Annotated in this window: 17 protein-coding genes; 10 read left to right on the top strand and 7 right to left on the bottom strand. The window is 70.0% G+C overall.

Annotation, left to right across the window (positions count from 1 at the left end; all coding sequences use genetic code 11):
- Window positions 1-5: 5 nt before the first annotated feature.
- The 3 genes from AC1VNM_RS01980 to hemC are packed head-to-tail and all read right to left on the bottom strand — an operon-like array spanning window position 6 to window position 2,964.
- Window positions 6-1,184, bottom strand: coding sequence for a uroporphyrinogen-III C-methyltransferase (locus AC1VNM_RS01980; protein WP_483105687.1), 1,179 nt, complete (start codon window positions 1,182-1,184; stop codon window positions 6-8).
- Window positions 1,181-2,035, bottom strand: a complete 855-nt coding sequence (locus AC1VNM_RS01975; RefSeq protein ID WP_483105686.1) for a uroporphyrinogen-III synthase — start codon at window positions 2,033-2,035, stop codon at window positions 1,181-1,183. The genes AC1VNM_RS01980 and AC1VNM_RS01975 overlap by 4 nt, the downstream gene beginning before the upstream one ends.
- On the bottom strand, window positions 2,035-2,964 hold the full coding sequence (gene hemC / locus AC1VNM_RS01970; RefSeq protein ID WP_377156235.1) for a hydroxymethylbilane synthase: 930 nt from the start codon (window positions 2,962-2,964) through the stop codon (window positions 2,035-2,037). The genes AC1VNM_RS01975 and hemC overlap by 1 nt, the downstream gene beginning before the upstream one ends.
- Window positions 2,965-3,420: 456 nt before the next feature.
- Here hemC and ppc point away from each other — a divergent pair, with 456 nt between their 5' ends.
- Window positions 3,421-6,165, top strand: a complete 2,745-nt coding sequence (ppc, locus tag AC1VNM_RS01965; RefSeq protein ID WP_431104845.1) for a phosphoenolpyruvate carboxylase — start codon at window positions 3,421-3,423, stop codon at window positions 6,163-6,165.
- A gap of 19 nt (window positions 6,166-6,184) precedes the next feature.
- Here ppc and AC1VNM_RS01960 read toward each other — a convergent pair whose 3' ends face one another.
- Window positions 6,185-7,012, bottom strand: a complete 828-nt coding sequence (locus tag AC1VNM_RS01960) for a LytR/AlgR family response regulator transcription factor (protein ID WP_483105685.1) — start codon at window positions 7,010-7,012, stop codon at window positions 6,185-6,187.
- 58 nt (window positions 7,013-7,070) lie between these two features.
- Entirely contained in the window at window positions 7,071-8,261 is a 1,191-nt protein-coding gene (locus AC1VNM_RS01955) for a sensor histidine kinase (protein WP_483105684.1), read from the bottom strand.
- Window positions 8,262-8,423: 162 nt separating this feature from the next.
- Here AC1VNM_RS01955 and argH point away from each other — a divergent pair, with 162 nt between their 5' ends.
- From argH to AC1VNM_RS01935, 4 genes are all read left to right on the top strand, one after another.
- Window positions 8,424-9,878 carry an argininosuccinate lyase gene (argH, locus tag AC1VNM_RS01950; RefSeq protein WP_483105683.1) on the top strand — a complete coding sequence of 485 codons (1,455 nt, stop codon included), beginning with the start codon at window positions 8,424-8,426 and terminating at the stop codon, window positions 9,876-9,878.
- The gene (locus tag AC1VNM_RS01945; RefSeq protein WP_483105682.1) at window positions 9,875-10,393 is read left to right on the top strand and encodes a hemerythrin domain-containing protein; all 519 of its coding nucleotides are present in this window, start codon (window positions 9,875-9,877) and stop codon (window positions 10,391-10,393) included. The genes argH and AC1VNM_RS01945 overlap by 4 nt, the downstream gene beginning before the upstream one ends.
- Window positions 10,394-10,448: 55 nt before the next feature.
- The gene (gene dinB, locus AC1VNM_RS01940; RefSeq protein ID WP_377156245.1) at window positions 10,449-11,696 is read left to right on the top strand and encodes a DNA polymerase IV; all 1,248 of its coding nucleotides are present in this window, start codon (window positions 10,449-10,451) and stop codon (window positions 11,694-11,696) included.
- A 140-nt stretch (window positions 11,697-11,836) separates the two neighbouring features.
- Complete coding sequence (locus AC1VNM_RS01935; RefSeq protein ID WP_483105681.1) at window positions 11,837-12,103, top strand: hypothetical protein; 267 nt, start codon at window positions 11,837-11,839, stop codon at window positions 12,101-12,103.
- Between the two features lie 309 nt (window positions 12,104-12,412).
- On the opposite strand, the gene AC1VNM_RS01930 is transcribed toward AC1VNM_RS01935, so the two are convergent.
- Window positions 12,413-12,907: a YbaN family protein gene (locus tag AC1VNM_RS01930; RefSeq protein ID WP_483105680.1), complete on the bottom strand. Its 495-nt coding sequence runs from the start codon at window positions 12,905-12,907 to the stop codon at window positions 12,413-12,415.
- 100 nt (window positions 12,908-13,007) lie between these two features.
- Here AC1VNM_RS01930 and AC1VNM_RS01925 point away from each other — a divergent pair, with 100 nt between their 5' ends.
- Together AC1VNM_RS01925 and AC1VNM_RS01920 are read left to right on the top strand one after the other, a co-directional pair.
- Window positions 13,008-13,967, top strand: coding sequence for a LysR family transcriptional regulator (locus tag AC1VNM_RS01925; protein WP_483105679.1), 960 nt, complete (start codon window positions 13,008-13,010; stop codon window positions 13,965-13,967).
- 104 nt (window positions 13,968-14,071) lie between these two features.
- Complete coding sequence (locus tag AC1VNM_RS01920; protein WP_483105678.1) at window positions 14,072-15,223, top strand: alpha-hydroxy acid oxidase; 1,152 nt, start codon at window positions 14,072-14,074, stop codon at window positions 15,221-15,223.
- 82 nt (window positions 15,224-15,305) lie between these two features.
- Here AC1VNM_RS01920 and AC1VNM_RS01915 read toward each other — a convergent pair whose 3' ends face one another.
- Window positions 15,306-17,465 (bottom strand): S46 family peptidase, encoded by a 2,160-nt coding sequence (locus tag AC1VNM_RS01915; RefSeq protein WP_377156252.1) that lies wholly within the window; start codon window positions 17,463-17,465, stop codon window positions 15,306-15,308.
- 240 nt (window positions 17,466-17,705) lie between these two features.
- On the opposite strand from AC1VNM_RS01915, the gene AC1VNM_RS01910 reads away from it, so the two are divergent.
- The 3 genes from AC1VNM_RS01910 to AC1VNM_RS01900 all read left to right on the top strand — a co-directional run bounded on the left by AC1VNM_RS01910 (window position 17,706) and on the right by AC1VNM_RS01900 (window position 19,713).
- Complete coding sequence (locus AC1VNM_RS01910) at window positions 17,706-17,969, top strand: hypothetical protein (protein WP_377156253.1); 264 nt, start codon at window positions 17,706-17,708, stop codon at window positions 17,967-17,969.
- 203 nt (window positions 17,970-18,172) lie between these two features.
- The gene (locus AC1VNM_RS01905; RefSeq protein ID WP_483105677.1) at window positions 18,173-18,865 is read left to right on the top strand and encodes a DNA adenine methylase; all 693 of its coding nucleotides are present in this window, start codon (window positions 18,173-18,175) and stop codon (window positions 18,863-18,865) included.
- Window positions 18,862-19,713, top strand: a complete 852-nt coding sequence (locus AC1VNM_RS01900; RefSeq protein ID WP_483105676.1) for an 8-oxoguanine DNA glycosylase — start codon at window positions 18,862-18,864, stop codon at window positions 19,711-19,713. Before AC1VNM_RS01905 ends, AC1VNM_RS01900 begins: the two co-directional genes overlap by 4 nt.
- Window positions 19,714-19,732 lie beyond the last annotated feature (19 nt).

Genomic DNA, 19,732 nt, shown 5'->3' with positions numbered 1-19,732 from the left:
TCTCCTCAGCGCGCGACCGCGCTCAGCGCGGCCAGCGTGTCGTCGGGGCGCGGCACGCTCACCTGACGGGACTGGCCCTGCACCTGACGCAGCAACTCCGTCGTCTGGGTCAACTTGCGTGAGCGCGCGTCGAAGTAGCGGTCCAGCATCGCCTGCGCCTCGCGCAGGTCGGCCTGCGCGGTGTCGAACTGCCGGCTCAGCAGCGCCAGTCTGGCGTTCAACAGCCGCAGCTTGAGGTTCTCGCGAAGGAAGAAGGACTGCTCGGGCGCGATCAGCGCGGCCTCGGGATGGTCGATGCGGGTCACGCGCAGCAGACCGCGCGCCTCGCGCCAGACGTCGCCGGACAGCGTCGTCCAGCGATCGCCGGCCTGGTCCCAGAGGCGGGTCCACCAGCCAGGTTCACCGTCCCCGTCGGCCTGCGAAGCGCCCGCCGATGCCCCGGAGGCGGGCTTGCGCGGCGCGGCGGTCTTCACGGCGACGGGCGACGGGGTCGGGTGTCGCGCGGCCGGAGCACCCGACGCGGCGGTCGCGCCGGAGGGATCCTGCCCAGGCTGGGCGACCGCCAGCAGCGGGAGGTCGTCGACCTGGCGCACGACCTCGTCCAGCTTGATCGTCAGCGTCGACACGTCGACGACGCTGACCGCCTTGATGCGTTCCAGGTCCCGCGTCACGGCGCGGCGCACACCTTCCAGGCGCGGTTGCTTGTAGCGGCCCAGCCGCTCGTCGGCCTGCCGCAGCGCGGCCACCAGCGGTTCGGCGCTGCCGGTGATGGTGCTCTGCTGCATCGCGACCCGCAGCGAGGCCTCGATGTCACCGACGACGTTCTCGTCGCGCGAGCGGTTCATCGACTGCATCAGCGTCTCGAGCTGCTCGCGCTGCACGGCGACCTCGGACAGACGCGCGTCCAGCAGCGCGACCTTGGCCGCGGTGTCACGGCTGAGGTCCTGCGCCTGGCGCGCCTGGTCGCGGGCGATGTTGGCTTCGCTCTGGCTGCTGTCCTGGCGCCGGACCAGCTCCTGTTCGACCTGCTTGAGCCGCTGCTGGCTCTGCCAGGCCAGACCGAGGGCCAGCAGGGCCACCAGGCCGACGCCGGCCACGACGGCCTGGGTCAAGGTGGCGCCGGATTGCCGGGCGGGCTTGTGGGTCGACGAAACGTCGGCTGCGGGGGTGGTGGTCTCGCTCACGTCGGCGATTCTAGGGTGGACCCTGACAGCATCCGGAACCCGGCCGCGACGGCCTCCGCTTCCGGTCGCACCAAAACCACATGCCCCACCCCGAGGGCTTGTGCGCGGGCCGCGATGCGTTCGTGGGTCGCCAGCGCCCGGACGTGCCCCCAACCGGGGAGAGACGGGTCACCACGCCCCCCCTCGACGCTGTCCGCCCGCGTCCCCTTTTCGAGGGCCTCCAGGTGGCCGATCGCCTCCGAACTGCTGAAGAGCCAGACATGACGCTCCGGCGCGGCCATCGCCGCGCGCAGCAGCGCGGCCGTCGCCTCCGAGAGCCGGGGGCAGGTCCGGCGGTAGACGCTGACCGCCTCCACCTCCGCGCCGGCATCGCGCAGCCGGTCACCCAGCCATTCCCGCCCGCCATCGCCGCGCACCAGCAGCGCACGGCGGCCGGACCAGTCCGAGCCCGCGACGCGGACCAGTTCCGGCCAGAGGTGTTCCGAGTCGAGGCTGTCGGATGCCGCCGGCGGCTGGACAAGGCGCGCCTGCGGCACGCCGCGCTCGACCAGTGCCCGCGCGCTGCCGGGGCCGACGGTCGCCGCCCAGGTCCGTTCGGGCCAGGCGGCCTCGGCGGGACGATGGTCGAAGAAGTGCTCCACCGCGTTGGGACTGACGAACATCGCCAGCGCCATGGCCGGCAGGATCGACCAGGCGGCCGCGATGGGCGCCGGATCATCAGCCGGTTCGATCTCGATCAGGGGCAGCGAGTCGGTCGGCACCCCCAAGGCGGCCATGCGTCTCGCGCAGTCGTCGGCCTGGGCCCGCGGACGGGTCAGGATCAAACGGACCGGGGCGACGGCGCCCGGCATCAGACGTCCTTCAGGTACGCGGCAGCCCCGAGCTCGCGCAGCGCGGAGGCGGCGGCGATGCCCAAGGCCTCGGCGGCCTCCAGGTCCGCCACCGCCGCCTGCGCGCCGGATCGCAGCAGCGCCCGCTCCGGCTCGACCGGATGTCCCAGGGCGACGGAGAGCGTCAACTGGCCATCGGCCGTCCAGACCGCGTGCGCGGCCAGCGGCATCGAGCAACTGCCGCCGAGTTCGCGCGAGACCGCGCGCTCCGCCGCGGCGGCCAGCCACGTCGGCCGGTGCGCCAGCGCCTCCAGATGCGCGCTCAAAGGCGCTTGACCCGCACGGATCTCGATGCCCAGCGCGCCCTGCCCCGCGCACGGGATCATCTCGTCGATGTCGAAGTACTGGCGGATGCGGCCGTCCAGGTTCAGGCGCTTCAGGCCGGCGGCGGCGAGCACGATCGCGTCGTACTGGCCCTCGTCGAGCTTGCGCAGCCGCGTGTCGAGGTTGCCGCGCAGCGGCTCGATGCGCAGGTCCGGGCGCAGGTTCTTCAGCTGGGTCACGCGGCGCAGGCTGGACGTGCCCACGCACGCGCCTTGCGGCAGCGCCGCCAGGTTCGCGTACGTCGACGACACGAGCGCGTCGCGCGGGTCCTCGCGTTCCAGCACCGCCGCGAGCACGAAGCCCGGCGGCAGCTCCATCGGCACATCCTTCAACGAGTGCACCGCCAGCTGCGCGCGGCCGTCCTCGAGCGCCGTCTCCAGCTCCTTCACGAACAGGCCCTTGCCGCCGACCTTGGACAAGGTCCGGTCCAGGATCTGGTCACCGCGCGTCGTCATCCCGAGCAGCGTCACGTCCAGGCCGCGTGCGCGCAGCAGCGCCTGCACATGTTCCGCCTGCCAGAGCGCCAGACGGCTCTCGCGCGTGGCGATCACGAATTCTTGGTTCATGGGCCGGCATGCTAGCCGAGCGGATGCGCCTGTCGTCCCTCCATGGAGGGAAGCTCGTTTGCCGCGAAGCGTCGCTTGCGCGATCCCGGAGCAAATCGCGGCGCGCGCGCCACGCCAGGCCACGCCAACGGGCGAGCCGCGCACGAAGAAACTGCTAAAGTCAACCGAAGGTAACTTCGTTACATCACCCCCTCCGCCGGTCCCTGACGAACCTCTGACGCCGCCATGCCCGCCAGTACCACCCCCGCCTCCTCGAAGTCCCGCGCCAAGGCCCGCGCCAAGCCGGCGGCAACACCTGCCCCCAAGACGACGCCGAAATCGACGCCCAAATCGACACTGAAGTCGGCGCCGAAGTCGACGAGCAAGGCGGTCGCCAAGCCTGCCGCCAGGCCCACCCTCAAGGGGACGACGGGCACCCGTTCGATCAGGACGATCAAGGACAAGAACCAGCCGCTGATGGACGACATCCGCCTGCTGGGCCGCATCCTGGGCGAGGTGATCCGCGAGCAGGAAGGCCGCGAGGCCTACGAACTGGTGGAGCGCGTGCGTCAGCTGTCGGTGGCCTTCCGCCTGAAGCGGGACACCCAGGCCGGCAAGCAGATGGACAAGCTGCTCAAGGGCCTGTCGGGCGAGCAGACGGTGAGCGTGATCCGCGCGTTCAGCTATTTCTCGCACCTGGCCAACATCGCCGAGGACCGCCACCACGTGCGCCGCCGCGAGGTGCACGAGCGCGAGGGCTCGCTGCAGCCGGGATCGCTGGGCTATGCGCTGGAGCGGCTGTTCGACGCCGGCGTGCGGCCAGCGGAGGTCGCGAAGACGCTGGCGCACGGCTTCGTGTCGCCGGTGCTGACGGCCCACCCGACCGAGGTGCAGCGCAAGAGCATCCTGGACGCCGAACGCGCCGTCGCCGAACTGGTCGGTGCGCGCGACCGCCTGCACACCGAGCGCGAACTGGCCGCGAACGAACTCCTGATCCGCGCCCGCGTCACGCAGTTGTGGCAGACGCGGATGCTGCGCTACTCGAAGCTGACCGTCGCCGACGAGATCGAGAACGCGCTGAGCTACTACCACGCGACCTTCCTGCGCGAGATCCCCAAGCTCTACACCGAGCTGGAGGAGGCGCTGCCCGGCGAGGACGTGCCGCCCTTCCTGCGCATGGGCCAATGGATCGGCGGCGACCGCGACGGCAATCCCAACGTCACCGCCGACACGATGCGCCTCGCGCTGCGCCGCCAGAGCGAGCTGGCGCTGCGCCACTACCTGACCGAGATGCACGAGCTGGGCGCGGAGCTGTCGATCTCGCTGCGCCTGGCGGGCGTCACGCCGGCGATGCAGGCCCTGGCCGAGCGCAGCCCCGACCAGAACGAGCATCGGATGGACGAGCCCTACCGGCGCGCGCTGACCGGCATGTACGCGCGGCTGGCGGCAACGCTCGAGTCGCTGACCGGCACCGAGGCGCTGCGCCACGCGGTCGCGCCGCAGGACCCGTACCTGTCGCCCGAGGAACTGCTCGCGGACCTGCGGATCATCAAGGAATCGCTCGAGCACCACCATGCGCACGCGCTGATCGCGCCGCGGCTCAAGCCGCTGATCCGCGCGGTGCAGGTCTTCGGCTTCCACCTGGCGACGCTGGACCTGCGCCAGAGCAGCGACCAGCACGAGCTCACCATCGTCGAGCTGCTGAAGACGGCGCGCGTCTGCGAGGACTACTCGGCACTCGGCGAGCAGGAGCGCCGCGCGCTGCTGATCGACCTGCTGAACCAGACGCGCCCGCTGCGGGTGCTGGGCGTCGACTACAGCGAGCGCACGCTGGGCGAGCTGGCGATCTTCGAGACCGCGCGCGAGTCGCTGAAACGCTTCGGCCGCGAGGCGCTGCGCCACTACATCATTTCGCACACCGAGGACGTCAGCGACCTGCTGGAGGTCCAGCTGCTGCTCAAGGAAGTCGGCCTGCTGCGCGGCACGCTCGACGGCGACGCGGTCAGCGACCTGATCGTGGTGCCGCTGTTCGAGACCATCGCCGACCTGCGCAACGCGCCCGGCATCATGCGCGGCTTCTACGAGCTGCCCGGCATGGCCGCGCTGGTGCGGCGCTCCGGCGGCGAGCAGGACATCATGCTGGGCTACTCCGACTCCAACAAGGACGGCGGCGTGTTCACCAGCAGCTGGGAGCTGTACCGCGCCGAGATCGCGCTGGTGAAGCTCTTCGACGAACTGCGCCAGCAGGGACCGCTGACGCTGCGGCTGTTCCATGGTCGCGGCGGCACGGTGGGCCGCGGCGGCGGTCCGAGCTACCAGGCCATCCTCGCGCAGCCGCCCGGGACGGTGAACGGGCAGATCCGGCTCACCGAGCAGGGCGAGGTCATCAACTCCAAGTACGCCAACCCGGAGATCGGCCGGCGCAACCTGGAGACGCTGGTCGCCGCGACGCTCGAGGCCACGCTGCTGCATCCCACCAAGCAGGCGCCGCAGGCCTTCATGACCGCGGCGCAGGCGCTGTCGGATGCGAGCTTCGCGGCTTACCGCGGACTGGTCTACGACACGCCGGGCTTCGCCGACTTCTTCTTCGCCACGACACCGATCCGCGAGATCGCCGAGCTCAACATCGGCTCGCGTCCCGCCTCGCGCAAGGCGACGCGCGCGATCGAGGACCTGCGGGCGATCCCGTGGGGCTTCAGCTGGGGGCAGTCGCGCATCACGCTGCCGGGCTGGTGCGGCTTCGGCTCGGGCATCCAGGACTTCCTCGGCAAGGACAAGGCGGGCCGCGACGAGAAGCTGGCCCTGCTCAAGCGCATGCACAAGCAATGGCCGTTCTTCAAGACGCTGCTGTCCAACCTGGACATGGTGCTCGCGAAGGCGGACCTGGACATCGCGCGCCGCTACCTGGAGCTCGTCGAGGACAAGCGCCTGGCCAAGCGCATCTTTGGCGCGATCGAGACCGAGTTCGCACGCACCGAGGAAGCCATCGCGCTGATCACCGGCGAGAGCGGCCGCCTCGCGGCCAATCCGGCGCTGGCCCGTTCGATCGAACACCGGTTCCCCTACATCGATCCGCTGAACCACCTGCAGGTCGAGCTGATGCGGCGCTACCGCGCGATCCCGGCGGAGAAACGCGCGGAGGATCCGCGGCTGGAACGCGTCCAGCGCGGGATCCACCTGTCCATCAACGGCATCGCGGCGGGCTTGCGCAACACCGGCTGAGGTCGCGCGGGCCGGTGCGTCAGCGCTGGCCTGCCAGGGCCTCCCGCACGGCGGCGACCTGCCGTCTCGAGACGGCCAGCCATTCATTCACATGGGCGATCCGCACCGCCCATCCGAGTTCGCCGCCGTTGTCGCCATCGCCGTCGGCGGGACCGTCGGTCGGCACGTGGCGCTCGAGCTCGCGCACCGCCGACCGCGCGACCAGCGCGTTGCGATGCACGCGCAGGAAGCGGTCGCCCAGGCGCTGCTCCAGATCGCTGAGCGAGCCGTCCATGACATGGCTCTGCGTCGCGGTGCGCAGCGTGAGGTACTTGAGCTCGGCCTTGAAATAGAGCACTTCCGCCAGCGGCACGCGCAGCAGCCGCCCGCGCTCGGTGATGTTGATGACGGGCGCCTCCGTGCCCGGCGACGATTCCTGGCCGTTGACGTCGCGCTCCTCGCGCGCCTTGGCCGCGGCCCGTTCGTCGATGCGCTGCACGGCTCTCGACAGGCTGGCCTGCAGCCGCTCGCGCCGCACCGGCTTGGTCAGGTAGTCCAGGGCCTCCAGCTCGAAGGCCAGCAGCGCGTGCTGCGCATGCGCGGTGACGAAGACGATGGCCGGCGCGAAGGGCCGTCCGCGCAGCGCCTGCGCCAGTCCCAGCCCGTCCAGGCCCGGCATCTGCACGTCCAGCAGGATCAGGTCGCAGGCATGGTCCTTGAGCCACGCCAGCGCCTGGTCGCCGCTGCCGGCCTCGGCGACGACCTCGGCGCGCGGTTCCTCGTTGGCCTCGACGAGGCCGCGCAATCGGAGCCGCGCCAGCGGCTCGTCGTCGACGATCAAGACCCTCAGCGGCGGATGCGTCAGCATGTCCTTCCCTCCCGTCCCATTGCTTTCATAACCCCCGTGATCGTCGCGATGTGCCGCCTCAGCGCGGCATCACGATGCGCACCACGAATCGTCCCTCGCCAGGACCCGCCTCCAGGCGCGCCGCCACGTCGTGCATCAGCCTCAAGCGCTGCCGCACATTGCGCAGCGCCAGTCCGTGCCCCTTGCCGCGCGACGGCAGGCCGACGGTGTTGACGACGCGGATCTCGATCTCGCTGCCGCGCGCGCGCGTCACGATGTCGACATCGCCGCCGCCGTCGTTGGGCTCGACGCCATGGCGCACGGCGTTCTCCACCAGCGGCTGCAGCAGCAGCGGCGGCACGCGCGCTTCCGCGGCATGCGGATCCAGCTGCCAATGCACGCGCAGCCGGTCGCCGAAGCGCAACTGCTCGATCGCCAGGTAACGTCGCGCCAGTTCGACCTCCTGGTCCAGGCGCACCCCTTCGGCGGTCGGTCCCGCGTCCGCGAGCGCCACCCGGAACAGCTCGGCCAGATCCTCCAGCACCTCCTCGGCGCGGTTCGGATCGACGCGCACCAGCGCGATCGCGGTGTTCAGCGTGTTGAACAGGAAGTGCGGCCGGATGCGCGATTGCAGCTCCACCAGCCGCGCCAGCGCGTCGGCCGGCGCCTGCGCGCGCTCGCGCAGCTTGAGCCAGCCCAGCAGCACCCCCGCCGCCATCGCCCCCGCCAGCACCGCCGCGGTGCGCTGCAAGGTGCCCAGCATGCCGATGTCCACGGCCTCCAACAGGAGCGCACCACCGTGTGCGCAGATCGCGCCCAGCCCGATCGGCAGCGTCCATTGGGCCCACTCGGGCAAGCGCGCCAGCACGCGCTTGGCCGCGCACACGATCAGCAGCCAGGCCAGCACGCCGCTCAGCGCCGCGACGGAGGCCCCGCCCATCGACCAGGTCCATTGCGCCACGGTCTCCGAGGTCATCGCCAGCCCCAGCGACAGCACCAGCTGCACGCCCAGCACCGCGCGCAACACCAGGCCGACATGGCAGACGTCGAAGCGCCGCTGCGCGTCGATCAGGCGCGGCGGTTCGGCCGCCCGCGCGTCCAGGCGGGTTTCCTCCCAGGCGGGCTGCATCGGCATCGGCCGGCTGTCCAGCGGTTGCGTGCTCATGGGTTGGGTGGACGGCGCCAGCGCGTCCATCGCCTCCGGCGACGGCTGGGTCGACCGCCACGGGTCCTTCCCGGGCGAGCTCCCGTTCCTTGCCTTCGTGGCCATCGGATCCTCCCGTCCCCGCACTGTCCTGTCCTCTGACTGCAGCCCCTCGGGCGCCACGGCGGCGCCCCTTTAGAATCGGCGGCTCATTCTCACCCAGGCGTCCGCCCGCTTCCCATGCGGATACGCCCGGGGCGCCGCGAAGTCGTAACGCCTTGCAAGCCGATGTCCTCCTCCCCCACTGACTCCTCGTCCACCCCGCCGGTCGCCGACAACCAGCTCGCCAACAAGACACAGGCCTGGTCCGCCCTGTTCTCCGAGCCCGTGAGCGAGCTGGTCAAGCGCTACACCGCCAGCGTCGACTTCGACAAGCGCCTGTGGGCCGCCGACATCCAGGGCTCGCTGGCCCATGCGGACATGCTGGCCGCGCAAGGGATCATCGGCGCCGAAGACCTGGCCGCGATCCAGAAGGGCATGGCGCAGATCCGCGAGGAGATCGCCTCCGGCCGCTTCGAATGGAAGCTGGACCTGGAAGACGTCCACCTGAACATCGAGGCCCGCCTGACCGAGCTGGTCGGGCTGGCCGGCAAGCGCCTGCACACCGGACGCAGCCGCAACGACCAGGTCGCCACCGACGTGCGCCTGTGGCTGCGCGGCGAGATGGACACGCTGGTCGGCCTGCTCGCCGAGCTGCAGCGCGTGCTGGTCGACCAGGCCGAACGCCACGCCGACGTGATCCTGCCGGGCTTCACCCATCTGCAGGTCGCGCAGCCGGTGGCCTTCGGTCATCACATGCTGGCCTACGTCGAGATGTTCGCCCGCGATGTCGAGCGGCTGCTCGATGCCCGCAAGCGCGTGAACCGCCTGCCGCTGGGCGCCGCCGCGCTGGCCGGCACGAGCTACCCGCTGGACCGCGAGCGCGTCGCGCGCACGCTGGGCATGGAAGGCGTCGCGCAGAACAGCCTGGACGCCGTCAGCGACCGCGACTTCGCGATCGAGTTCAGCGCCGCGGCCGCGCTGATCATGGTGCACATCTCGCGCCTGTCGGAGGAGCTGATCCTCTGGATGAGCCAGGCCTTCGGCTTCATCGCGCTGCCGGACCGCTTCTGCACCGGGTCGAGCATCATGCCGCAGAAGAAGAATCCGGACGTGCCCGAGCTGGCGCGCGGCAAGAGCGGCCGCGTGGTGGGCCACCTGATGGGCCTGATCACGCTGATGAAGGGCCAGCCGCTGGCCTACAACAAGGACAACCAGGAAGACAAGGAGCCGCTGTTCGACACCGTCGACACGCTGAGCGACACGCTGCGGATCTTCGCGGAGATGATGGCCGGCCTGACGGTCAAGGCCGACGCGATGGAGCGCGCCGCGCTCAAGGGCTACGCGACGGCGACCGACCTGGCGGACTACCTGGTCAAGCAGGGCCTGGCCTTCCGCGACGCGCACGAGATCGTCGCGCACGCGGTGAAGACGGCGCAGGCGCAGGGCATCGACCTGTCGGCGCTGCCGCTGGAGTCGCTCCGGCAATTCGATCCGCGCATCGGCGAGGACGTCTACGAGGTGCTGTCGCTGCAGGGCTCGCTGAACGCGCGCAACATCCTCGGCGGCACGGCGCCGGCGCAGGTGCGCGCGCAGGTGGCGCGCCACCGCGCGCGCCTGGCGACCACCGATGTGAAGGCATGAGCATGAGCGCGCTGGCCTGGACCGACGAGCTCGTGCTGAATCAGCCGGAGCTCGACCACACGCACGAGGAATTCGTCGCGCTGCTGAACCGCTACGCCGACACGCTCGATCGCGGCGAGGACGCGCTGCCGGCATTCAAGGAACTGCTGGCCCACACGGAAGAGCACTTCGCGATGGAGGAACGCTGGATGGCGGCGACCGGCTTCGAGCCGGAGAACTGCCACAGCAGCCAGCATGCGATGGTCCTGAACGTGATGCGCGAGGTCGTACGCTACGCCGAGGAGCTGGGCGACCGCGAGCCGCTGGCGATCGTGCGCACCGAGCTGTCGCAGTGGTTCCCCGGTCACGCCGAGATGATGGACGCGGCGCTGGTCTACACGATGGAACAGCGCGGCTTCGATCCGAAGACCGGCGAATGCCGCGATCCGATCCGGGCCGCGGGAAGTGCCGAGGCCCAGGCCGCAGACACCGCGTCGGCCGTCTCGGCCTGCGGGTCGACGAGCTGCGGACACTGACCGCCGCCGGCCCTGCTGACAGCGACTGTCAGCGCCGGCGCTCACAATCCTTCGCATGGCCGAGCCGACGCCAGCGTTGCCCGATCGCCTGATCGCCCATCTGGACATGGACGCGTTCTACGCGTCCGTGGAGCTGCTGCGTTATCCGGAGCTCAAGGGTTTGCCGGTGGTGGTCGGCGGCCGGCGCGCCCACACGCCGCAGGAGCGTCCCGACGGCACGCGCGAGTTCTTCAAGCTCGCCGACTACACCGGGCGCGGCGTCGTGACGACGTCGACCTACGCGGCGCGTGACCTGGGCGTGTTCTCCGCGATGGGGCTGATGAAGGCGGCGCTGCGCGCGCCGCAGGCGATCCTGCTGCCGGCGGACTTCGATTCGTACCGGCACTTCTCGCGGCTGTTCAAGGCGGCGGTGCGCGAGATCGCGCCGGTGATCGAGGACCGCGGCATCGACGAGATCTACATCGACCTCACCGACGTGCCCGGCGCGCGCGACGCGGTCGGGCACGACCCGCTGGGCGGCGTGCGGGGGATCGCGCGGGAGATCAAGAATTCGGTGCAGCGCGCGACCGGGCTGACCTGCTCGATCGGGGTGACGCCGAACAAGCTGCTGTCGAAGATCGCATCGGAGCTCGACAAGCCCGACGGCCTGACGCTGATCATGATGGAGGACCTGCCGACGAAGATCTGGCCGCTGCCGGTCCGGCGCATCAACGGCATCGGGCCGAAGGCCGGCGCGAAGCTGGAGAGCCTGGAGATCCACACGATCGGCGAGCTCGCGGCCGCGGCGCCGGAGCTGCTGCTGCAGCATTTCGGCGCGGGCTACAGCGCATGGCTGCACCAGGCGGCGTGGGGCCTCGACGAGCGGCCGGTGGTGACCTACAGCGAGCCGGTGTCCATCAGCCGCGAAACGACCTTCGAGCGCGACCTGCATGCCAAGCGCGACCGGCCGGAGCTGTCGCGGATCTTCACCGCGCTGTGCGAGCAGCTGGCATCGGACCTGCAGCGCAAGGGCTACCTGGGGCGCACGATCGGCATCAAGCTGCGCTTCGAAGGCTTCCGCACGGTGACGCGCGACCTGACGCTGGACGCGCCGGTGCAGGATGCGGCCTCGATCCGGCACGCGGCGGGGCTGTGCCTCAAGCGCGTGGACCTGAGCCAGCGCCTGCGGCTGCTCGGCGTGCGGGTCGGCAAGCTCAGCCGGCCGGGCGATGTCGAACCGAAGACGCGGGGGCGAGCCGCGCCCGCACCGAAGGACGACTCGCCCGCGAGACCGAAGCCGGAGAACCTGACACTGTTCAGTTGAGGCGCAGTGCGACGCCAGAGTCACCGACCGATGCGCTCGGTCATGAGGATGTGGAAGAGGAAGGAACGGAAGTTGATATTTCGCAAGACTTGCGTCGACGCCTCCCCCATGCGACCGGCTGCTTGCATTTTGATACGCCCATGGACGCGCACAGTGATCGCTCCAGCAGTCATGAAGAGCGATCCATGCGCAGCCCACTTCCTTCAATTTCCAGCCATTTCCACTGCGAGGGAAAGTCCACCTACGACCGTTGGTTCGGCGTGATCCGAACCACCTTGGGAGGGGGCGGTTTCCTGAGCGTCTGCAGCGGCTTGTTCTTTCCCCAGGGCGTCTACCGAGACCTCGCGGCGATCGCGATCGCCGCAGTGATCACGCTCTGGTTGGACCGCAATGAGCGGAATCGTTGATATGAGAACGGAGCATCAGCAATGCCCGATTTCATCGACGCCTCCATCCACGACGTCCTTTGCGTGGCGATCGCCGCCTTGGCCACCGCCTGGGTCCGCCTTCTGGGAAAGGGATCCGCCGATCGCCCCATCGTGCGTGACCTCTGGGATGGACTCTCGCTCTATCCTTGTCTCTTGATGTCGACGGCCGTGTTGTCGACATCCGCCGTCAGCGCACTGATGACCACCAATCGCGTCTTCATCACCGTCGCCGGCCTTGTCGCTCTGGATGCGGCCATCAGGGGATTGGTGGGAACATCGTCTGTCGGATCAGGCAGTAGGCAAACGCCAGAGCCAGATGCCGACCGCCAGGCAGCAGACGGCGGGTAACCAGGGAACGACCGGCATGACGAGGGCCGAAATGATCGAGCTGATCGCCATCATTCCCCAGGCCATCTGCTTGGCCCGGAGGGGCACCGCACGATTGGCGCGCCACTGGACGATCATCGGCCCGAAACGGGGATGGCCGACCAGCCACGCCTCGCAGCGCGCAGACCCGCGCGCGAAGCAGAACGCGGCCAGCAGCACGAACGGGGTCGTCGGCAAGAGCGGCAGGAAGATGCCGATCACGCCCAGCGCCAGGCTCAGCGCGCCGCCCACCATCCACGGCAGACGGCGCCACAGGGAAGCCTGCTCCAGCACGCGCACGGTGGCATCGTCGGCAGCGGCCTCGTCAGCGGCGTCATGCGCGACCTCATGCGCGACCGCCTCGCGGGCCGCTGCATCAAGCACCCGGGCGGGGCGTCTCTCGGGAACTTCGGACATTGCGTCACTGTAGCCGCGCTGTGCGACCCCACGTGCGCTCGACATCCGTCGCCCTGAAGCGCTGAGGGCCTGGGCAGTTCCGGACGCTACAGTCGCGCCCATGAGCGACTCCTCGCGCCTCGCCCCTGACGAGCCCCTGGCCGACACCTTGCGCCTGCCCTCGATCGACGGCCTGCTGGCCTTCGAGGCCGTCGCGCGGCTCGGCAGCCTGGAACGCGCCGCCGAGGGGCTGCACGTCAGCGCAAGCGCCGTCGGCAAGCGCATCGCGACGCTGGAGGAACGTCTCGGCCAGCCGCTGCTGACGCGCAACCCGCTGCGCCTGACCGCCGCGGGCAAGGAGTACCTCGCCCAGGTCCGGACCGCGCTCTCGCTGCTGGCCGCCGTGCCGCTGCACCGGCGCGAGCAGCAGCGTGTCGTCCGGCTCAGCATCTCCAGCCCTCCGACCTTCGCGCGCCAGGTGCTGGTCCCCGCCCTGCCCGGCTTTGAGGCCGAGCATCCGGACATCGAGCTCGAACTGCTGTTGTCCACCCCGTTCCTGGACCAGCCCGCGCCTCCCGCCGAGGTCGAGATCTTCGCCGGCACCGTCCCGGCGGGCGGCGATGTCCTGCTGGTCGACGTCATCACGCCGATGGCCGCGCCCTCGCTGCTCGCGCGTCTGCCCGCCATCCACGCGCCGGCCGACCTGGCCTCGGCCCCGCTGCTGCGCACGCCGCTGCAGCCCTGGCAGCCGTGGCTGCGCGCCGCCGGCCTCGACTGGCCCGAGCCCGCGCAGGGCACGCGCTTCGTCGACCTGGGCCTCACGCTGGAAGCCGCCGCCTGCGGCCAGGGCGTCGTGCTCGGCCGGCCGAGCCTGGCCGCGACCTACCTGCGCAGCGGCGCGCTCAAGCGCCTGTTCGATCTCGCCGTCCCGGCGGCGATGCCGTATGGCTTGGTGAGGCACGCGGACGGCGACGCGGCGCGTTCCTTCGCACGCTGGCTCGTCCAGCATTGCCGGTCGCTGAGCGCTGACGGGGGCGCCGACGGGGGCGCCGGTGCGCACGCGGGCTCGGGCGCCGTCTGACCCGCGCCGCCCCGGGAACGCCCTGAGTCCGTCGGAACGATCCTCCGACCCGGCCCGCGAAACTTTCCGGTCATGGTCCGCGCGGCTCGCCTAGCATGCGGCGCATGAACGTCATCACCTGCATCGAAGACCTGCGCGTGCTCGCGCAGCGCCGTGTCCCGCGGATGTTCTACGACTACGCGGATTCCGGGTCCTGGACCGAGAGCACCTACCGCGCCAACGAATCGGACTTCCAGTCCATCAAGCTGCGCCAGCGCGTCGCCGTGAACATGGACAACCGCAGCACGGCGACCACCATGCTCGGCCGCCCCGTCGCGATGCCCGTCGCGATCGCGCCGACCGGCATGACCGGCATGCAGCACGCCGACGGCGAGATCCTCGGCGCGCAGGCCGCCGAGGCGTTCGGCGTGCCCTTCACGCTGTCGACGATGAGCATCTGCTCGATCGAGGACGTGGCGGCCCACACGACCGCGCCCTTCTGGTTCCAGCTCTACGTGATGAAGGACAAGGGCTTCATCCACAGCCTGATCGATCGCGCCAAGGCCGCCAAGTGTGAGGCGCTGGTGCTGACGCTGGACCTGCAGATCCTCGGCCAGCGCCACAAGGACCTGAAGAACGGCCTGTCCGCGCCGCCCAAGCTGACGCTGCCCAACCTGATCAACATGGCGACCAAGCCGCGCTGGTGCCTGGGCATGCTGGGCACGCCGCGGCGGCAGTTCGGCAACATCGTCGGCCACGTGAAGGGCGTCGGCGACATGAGCTCGCTGTCCGAATGGACCGCCAAGCAATTCGACCCGCAACTGAGCTGGAGCGACGTGCAATGGATCCGCGACCGCTGGGGCGGCAAGCTGATCATCAAGGGCATCATCGACGAGGAGGACGCGAAGCTCGCCGCGGCCACCGGCGCCGACGCGCTCATCGTCAGCAACCACGGCGGACGCCAGCTCGACGGCGCGGAGTCCAGCATCCGCGCGCTGCCGCGCATCGTCGACGCCGTGGGCGACCGCATCGAGGTACACCTGGACGGCGGCATCCGCTCGGGCCAGGACGTGCTCAAGGCCTGGGCCCTGGGCGCGCGCGGCACCTACATCGGCCGGGCGTTCCTGTACGGACTCGGTGCGATGGGCCGCCCCGGCGTGACCCGGGCGCTGGAGATCATCCACCGGGAACTCGAGCTCACGATGGCCTTCTGCGGCCACCGCGAACTGCGCGGCGTCGGCCGCGACATCCTGCTGCCGGGCACCTTCCCGCAGTAAGCGTCCGAATGCAAACGCCCCGCGCGAGGCGGGGCGTTGATCGGAGCGACCGCGAGGATCGCTCAGCCGGAAGACCGCGCCATCACAGCGCGTTCATTTCCTTCAGCAGGCGGTCCGCCTTGTCGACGACCTTCATCTGCCACAGCATGTAGCGCGCATCCAGGCAGATGCTCCGGTTCATGTGGTCGTTGAAGTCCCAGTCGGAGATCACCGCGTCCAGCGTGCCGTCGAACAGCAGGCCGACGAGTTCGCCGTTGCCGTTCAGCACCGGCGAGCCGGAGTTGCCCCCGGTCGTGTCCAGCGTCGCCAGGAAGTTCACCGGCACCGAGTCCAGCGCCTTCACGCCGTACTTGTCGAACTGGCGCGCCTTGATCGCGGCGAGCTGCTCGGCGGGCGCATTGAACTCGCCCGTGCCGGTGTGCTTGGCCACGATGCCGCGCAGCGTCGTGAACGCGGTCCAGGTCGTGCCGTCCACGCCCGGCGTGCGGCCCTTCACCTGACCGAAGGCCACGCGCAGCGTGCTGTTGGCGTCCGGATAGACCGGCTGGCCGCGGCTGGCCTTGAAGTCGATCTCGGCCTGCATCGTCGCGGCATAGGCCTGCTGCAGCTTGCCGGCCAGTTCCTTGTCGCGGTTCTCGCGCGCTTCCTCGTCGGCGTGCAGCGCCACGGCGGCCTTGACCAGCGTGTCGGCGCTCGCCTCGAAGGCGGCGGCATCCCGCGACAGCCAGGCGGTGCGCTCGGCCTTGTCGGTCAGCTTCGTGCCCGCGTACAGCGCATCGACGCGCGCCGTCACGGCCGCCGCATCCATGCCGGCACGCACGCCCAGCGCGTTCAGGAACGCAGCGTTCAGTTGATCCGCCGGCAGGGCCAGGTATTGCGTCAGGAAGTGGCTGACCACCTTCTTCTCGGTGATCTCGTCGAAGCGGCGGTCCACCGTTTCCACGGCCTGCTTGCGACGCAGCTGGTCGCGGTCCTGGTAACCGGCCTTGCGCTCCGCATCGGGCTTCTTGCGCTGCAACGACTGCTCGTACAGGTCGCTCGCGCTCTTGACCAGCGAGGGCGTCGCGTAGCTCAGCAGGAACTCCCGGCGCACGATGGCCTGACGCTCGGCGATCAGGCGCTCCACCTCGACCAGCGACGGACCGTAGGCGGCGCGGCGCTTGGCGTCGGCGTTCACCCAGGTCTTCATCGCGTCGAAGGCCGCCTGCTTGCGCGCGAGGATGTCGCTGCCCGCGTAGCTGGCCATCTGGCCCTGGTAGTTCTTGTAGTAGTTGTTGACGCCGGCGACCGTGTTGGCCAGCTTGATCTCGGCATCGCGGCGGCCCGTGGTCGCCTCCTTGATCAGGTCGAGCTGCTCGCCCATCGCCTTGACGCGATGCGGGAAGTCCCATGAGAACGCGAAGTCGACTTCACTGGGCAGGCGATGACGGTTCGTGCGGCCCGGATAACCGGCCACGGCCACGAAGTCGTTCTCGTTCAGCGGCGTGCTCGCCAGCTTCAGGAACTGCTGCGGCTGGAAGGGCTTGTTGTCCTTGCTGAAGTCCGCCGGCTTGCCGTCCGGACCGACGTAGGCGCGGTAGAAGCTGTAGTCGCCGGTGTGGCGCGGCCACATCCAGTTGTCGGTGTCGCCGCCGAAGACGCCCACGCCTTCAGCCGGCGCGTGGACCAGGCGCACGTCGCGGATCTCGAGCTGCTTGGTCAGCTGGTACATCAGGCCGCCGTAGAACGCGCCCACCGAGCAGCGGTGGCCGGCGTCCTTCTCGCACGCGGCGACCAGCGACTTCTCGTTGGCCTCGATCGCATCGACGCGGGCCTTGCCCTGCAGCGCGGCGGTCTTCTTGTCGATCACCTTGTCGGTGACGTCGCTCAGCGCGACGGTGACCAGGATGCGGCTGCCGGGCGCGGCCGGCAGTTCATCGGCCAGCGACGCGGCCAGGAAGCCGTTCTTCAGCAGGTCCTTCTGCGGCGTCGAGTTGTACTGGATGCTGCCGAACGCGCAGTGGTGGTTCGTCACCACCAGGCCTTGCGGGGACACGAACGAGGCCGTGCAGCCGCCCAGGCTCACCACCGCGCCCATCGGATACCCCAGCGGCTGCGACAGCCGCGCCGGATCGAACTTCAGGCCCAGGGCCTTCATGTCCTTGGCCACCAGGGGCAGCTGCTGCGGCATCCACATGCCTTCATGCGCCTGGGCGCCGGCCGCGGCGTACAACGCCAGCGCGGCCCACATCAGTCGTTTCATTCGCGGGACTCCTGTCCACCTTCTGAGAAGGGGCGAACCATACACGAGCCCGCCGACCCGTCCCCCGTGCCAATCGGCACCCGGCCCCCATGCCGCATGGCGGGATAACCCGGAGTTCCACTCGGGCTCCACGAGCGTGGGATGGGGAAACCCTGACTCCAAACTTACACTTCCACCCGTCCGGTTTCCCACTCATCGAGGCCGTCCAGGCCCCCCTCTCCCGTCGTCCAGGAGCCCGTCATGACTCTCACGCAGCTCAGCCAGGTGAAGCGCTGGATGGTGATGCACAGCGCCCGCCACCCGGTGGAGCTGGCGGTCTGGAACGTCGTGCTGACGATCTGGATGCTGGGTTTCATGGGCGTTCCGGGCGCGTTATTGATCCAGGCGTGGATCGCACTGCCGTTGTGCCTGATGGCCTGGCTGCTGCCGATGGCCTACACCGGCGGCCGACGCCGGCTGCACCGATCGGGCCGCCTGCGCTGCGACTGGCTGACGGCGCTCTGACCGCCGCCGCACGTCACGCACGTCACGCACGACCCGCAGACCTCGGTGATTCGAAGCCGGCGGAGCCGGTGCCCCTCGGAGCGAATTCCGAGCGGCGAGGAGGAGATTGAGCGGAGAGGGGCACCGGCTCCGCCGGCTTTCGCTCGCCCGATCGACCGCCTCCCGCCTTGACATCATCGTCACTTCTGACGATGATCCGGCGCATGAAGTATCCAGGCGGCAAGGGAAAGACGTACCAGCACGTCATCAACCTGATGCCTCCGCACCGGGTGTACATCGAGACGCATGTCGGCGGTGGCGCGGTCCTGCGCCACAAGCTGCCGGCGGCGCGATCGATCGCCATCGACGCTGACGAGCGGGTCATCGCGCACTGGCAAGGCCTGGCCCTGCCCGGTGTCGAGCTGGTGCATGGCCGCGCGGAGGATTTCCTCGCGCGGCATGTGTTCGAGGGGGATGAGCTGGTCTACGTGGACCCGCCCTACCACCCCGAGACGCGTCGGCAGACGCGCATCTACCGGCACGAATACGACGCCGCGGACCACGAGGCGCTCCTGGCGCAGCTCGCGGCGCTGCCGTGCCGGGTGATCGTGTCGGGCTACGCGCATCCGTCGTACGACGCCCTCCTGCGGGGGTGGCGGACGGTGGCGTTCCGCGCGAAGACCCACACCGACGTGCGGACGGAGACGCTGTGGTTCAACTTCGAACCGCCTGAGATGCTTCACGACAGCCGGCACCGCGGAGCCACCTTCCGCGAGCGCCAGACCCACAAGCGGCGTCTCGAACGCCTTCAAGAGCGTGTCCATGCCATGGATCCGGTCGAGCGCGCCGCGTTCGCCCAATGGCTGAACACCACCTATCCAGCCGCCCAGAGAGGCGGCGTTCCCCTTCTCCCATGACCCAGATCGTTGCCCTCGTCTCCCGCCACGGCTCCCTCCAAAGAGAACTTCCCGATCCCCACCACCTCCTGCTGACCGGCGTGCGCTGGGGCGCCGTCGAGGAATTCCCCACCCCCGCCTACTGGACGCAGCAGGCGCTGCGCCGTCGCCTGGAACGCCAGGATGCGACGGCGCCCGCGGCGTCCGGCCGTTCGCTGGCCGAGGAGGTCGGCGCGTCGCTGCTGGGCGGGCCGGGCATCCCGGCCGCCGTGGGCCTCGCGGCGTTCGCGCGCATCCGCGAGCGCGGGGCCTTCGTGCAGCCCGGCGTCTGCGAGCTCACGCTCACCGCGTGGCTCAGCGAGCCGCTGCACGTCGAGGGCAAGGCGCTGGGTTTCCGCTTCGCGGCGCAGAAGGCCAGGCACCTCGCGGCGGTGATGCCGGCGCTGCTCTCGGCGCCGGACTTCGAGGCCGGCCAGGACGTGCGCAACTGGCTGATGGAACTGCCGGGCGTCGGACCGAAGACGGCATCGGCCATCGTGCGCGGCTGGTCCGCGTCGGAGGACGTCGCGCTGCTGGACGTGCATCTGCTGCGCGTCGGCCAGGTGATGGGCCTCTTCTCGCGCAAGCTGACGGTGGAGCGGCACTACCTCGAGGCCGAGGCGCGCCTACTCAAGCTGTGCACGGCGATGGACGTGCATCCGTCGGAACTGGAGGCGGTCGTCGCGGCGGAGATGAGCCGCTCGCCCGAGACGGCGCGTTTCCTGGTGGATCACCTGAAGGCGACCGAGCCGGGCGCGAAGGCCGCGCCCTCGGCGAGGGCCCGCGCCATGCGCGAGCCGGAGCAGATCGCGCTGGTGTTCACGGCGTAACCTCAGCGCGCCTGCAATC

This window comes from Mitsuaria sp. MSU3D (genome assembly GCF_056867975.1).
Note: the sequence above shows the minus strand (reverse complement) of the source record. Positions and strands in the feature narration are given on the sequence as shown.

Excerpts from the sequence above, each read along its gene's own strand:
- AC1VNM_RS01975 (WP_483105686.1), bottom strand. The coding sequence starts at position 2,035 with ATGCCGGGCGCCGTCGCCCCGGTCCGTTTGATCCTGACCCGTCCGCGG.
- hemC (WP_377156235.1), bottom strand. The coding sequence starts at position 2,964 with ATGAACCAAGAATTCGTGATCGCCACGCGCGAGAGCCGTCTGGCGCTC.
- ppc (WP_431104845.1), top strand. The coding sequence starts at position 3,421 with ATGGACGACATCCGCCTGCTGGGCCGCATCCTGGGCGAGGTGATCCGC.
- AC1VNM_RS01960 (WP_483105685.1), bottom strand. The coding sequence starts at position 7,012 with ATGCTGACGCATCCGCCGCTGAGGGTCTTGATCGTCGACGACGAGCCG.
- AC1VNM_RS01955 (WP_483105684.1), bottom strand. The coding sequence starts at position 8,261 with ATGGCCACGAAGGCAAGGAACGGGAGCTCGCCCGGGAAGGACCCGTGG.
- argH (WP_483105683.1), top strand. The coding sequence starts at position 8,424 with ATGTCCTCCTCCCCCACTGACTCCTCGTCCACCCCGCCGGTCGCCGAC.
- AC1VNM_RS01945 (WP_483105682.1), top strand. The coding sequence starts at position 9,875 with ATGAGCATGAGCGCGCTGGCCTGGACCGACGAGCTCGTGCTGAATCAG.
- dinB (WP_377156245.1), top strand. The coding sequence starts at position 10,449 with ATGGCCGAGCCGACGCCAGCGTTGCCCGATCGCCTGATCGCCCATCTG.
- AC1VNM_RS01935 (WP_483105681.1), top strand. The coding sequence starts at position 11,837 with ATGGACGCGCACAGTGATCGCTCCAGCAGTCATGAAGAGCGATCCATG.
- AC1VNM_RS01930 (WP_483105680.1), bottom strand. The coding sequence starts at position 12,907 with ATGTCCGAAGTTCCCGAGAGACGCCCCGCCCGGGTGCTTGATGCAGCG.
- AC1VNM_RS01925 (WP_483105679.1), top strand. The coding sequence starts at position 13,008 with ATGAGCGACTCCTCGCGCCTCGCCCCTGACGAGCCCCTGGCCGACACC.
- AC1VNM_RS01920 (WP_483105678.1), top strand. The coding sequence starts at position 14,072 with ATGAACGTCATCACCTGCATCGAAGACCTGCGCGTGCTCGCGCAGCGC.
- AC1VNM_RS01915 (WP_377156252.1), bottom strand. The coding sequence starts at position 17,465 with ATGAAACGACTGATGTGGGCCGCGCTGGCGTTGTACGCCGCGGCCGGC.
- AC1VNM_RS01910 (WP_377156253.1), top strand. The coding sequence starts at position 17,706 with ATGACTCTCACGCAGCTCAGCCAGGTGAAGCGCTGGATGGTGATGCAC.
- AC1VNM_RS01905 (WP_483105677.1), top strand. The coding sequence starts at position 18,173 with ATGAAGTATCCAGGCGGCAAGGGAAAGACGTACCAGCACGTCATCAAC.
- AC1VNM_RS01900 (WP_483105676.1), top strand. The coding sequence starts at position 18,862 with ATGACCCAGATCGTTGCCCTCGTCTCCCGCCACGGCTCCCTCCAAAGA.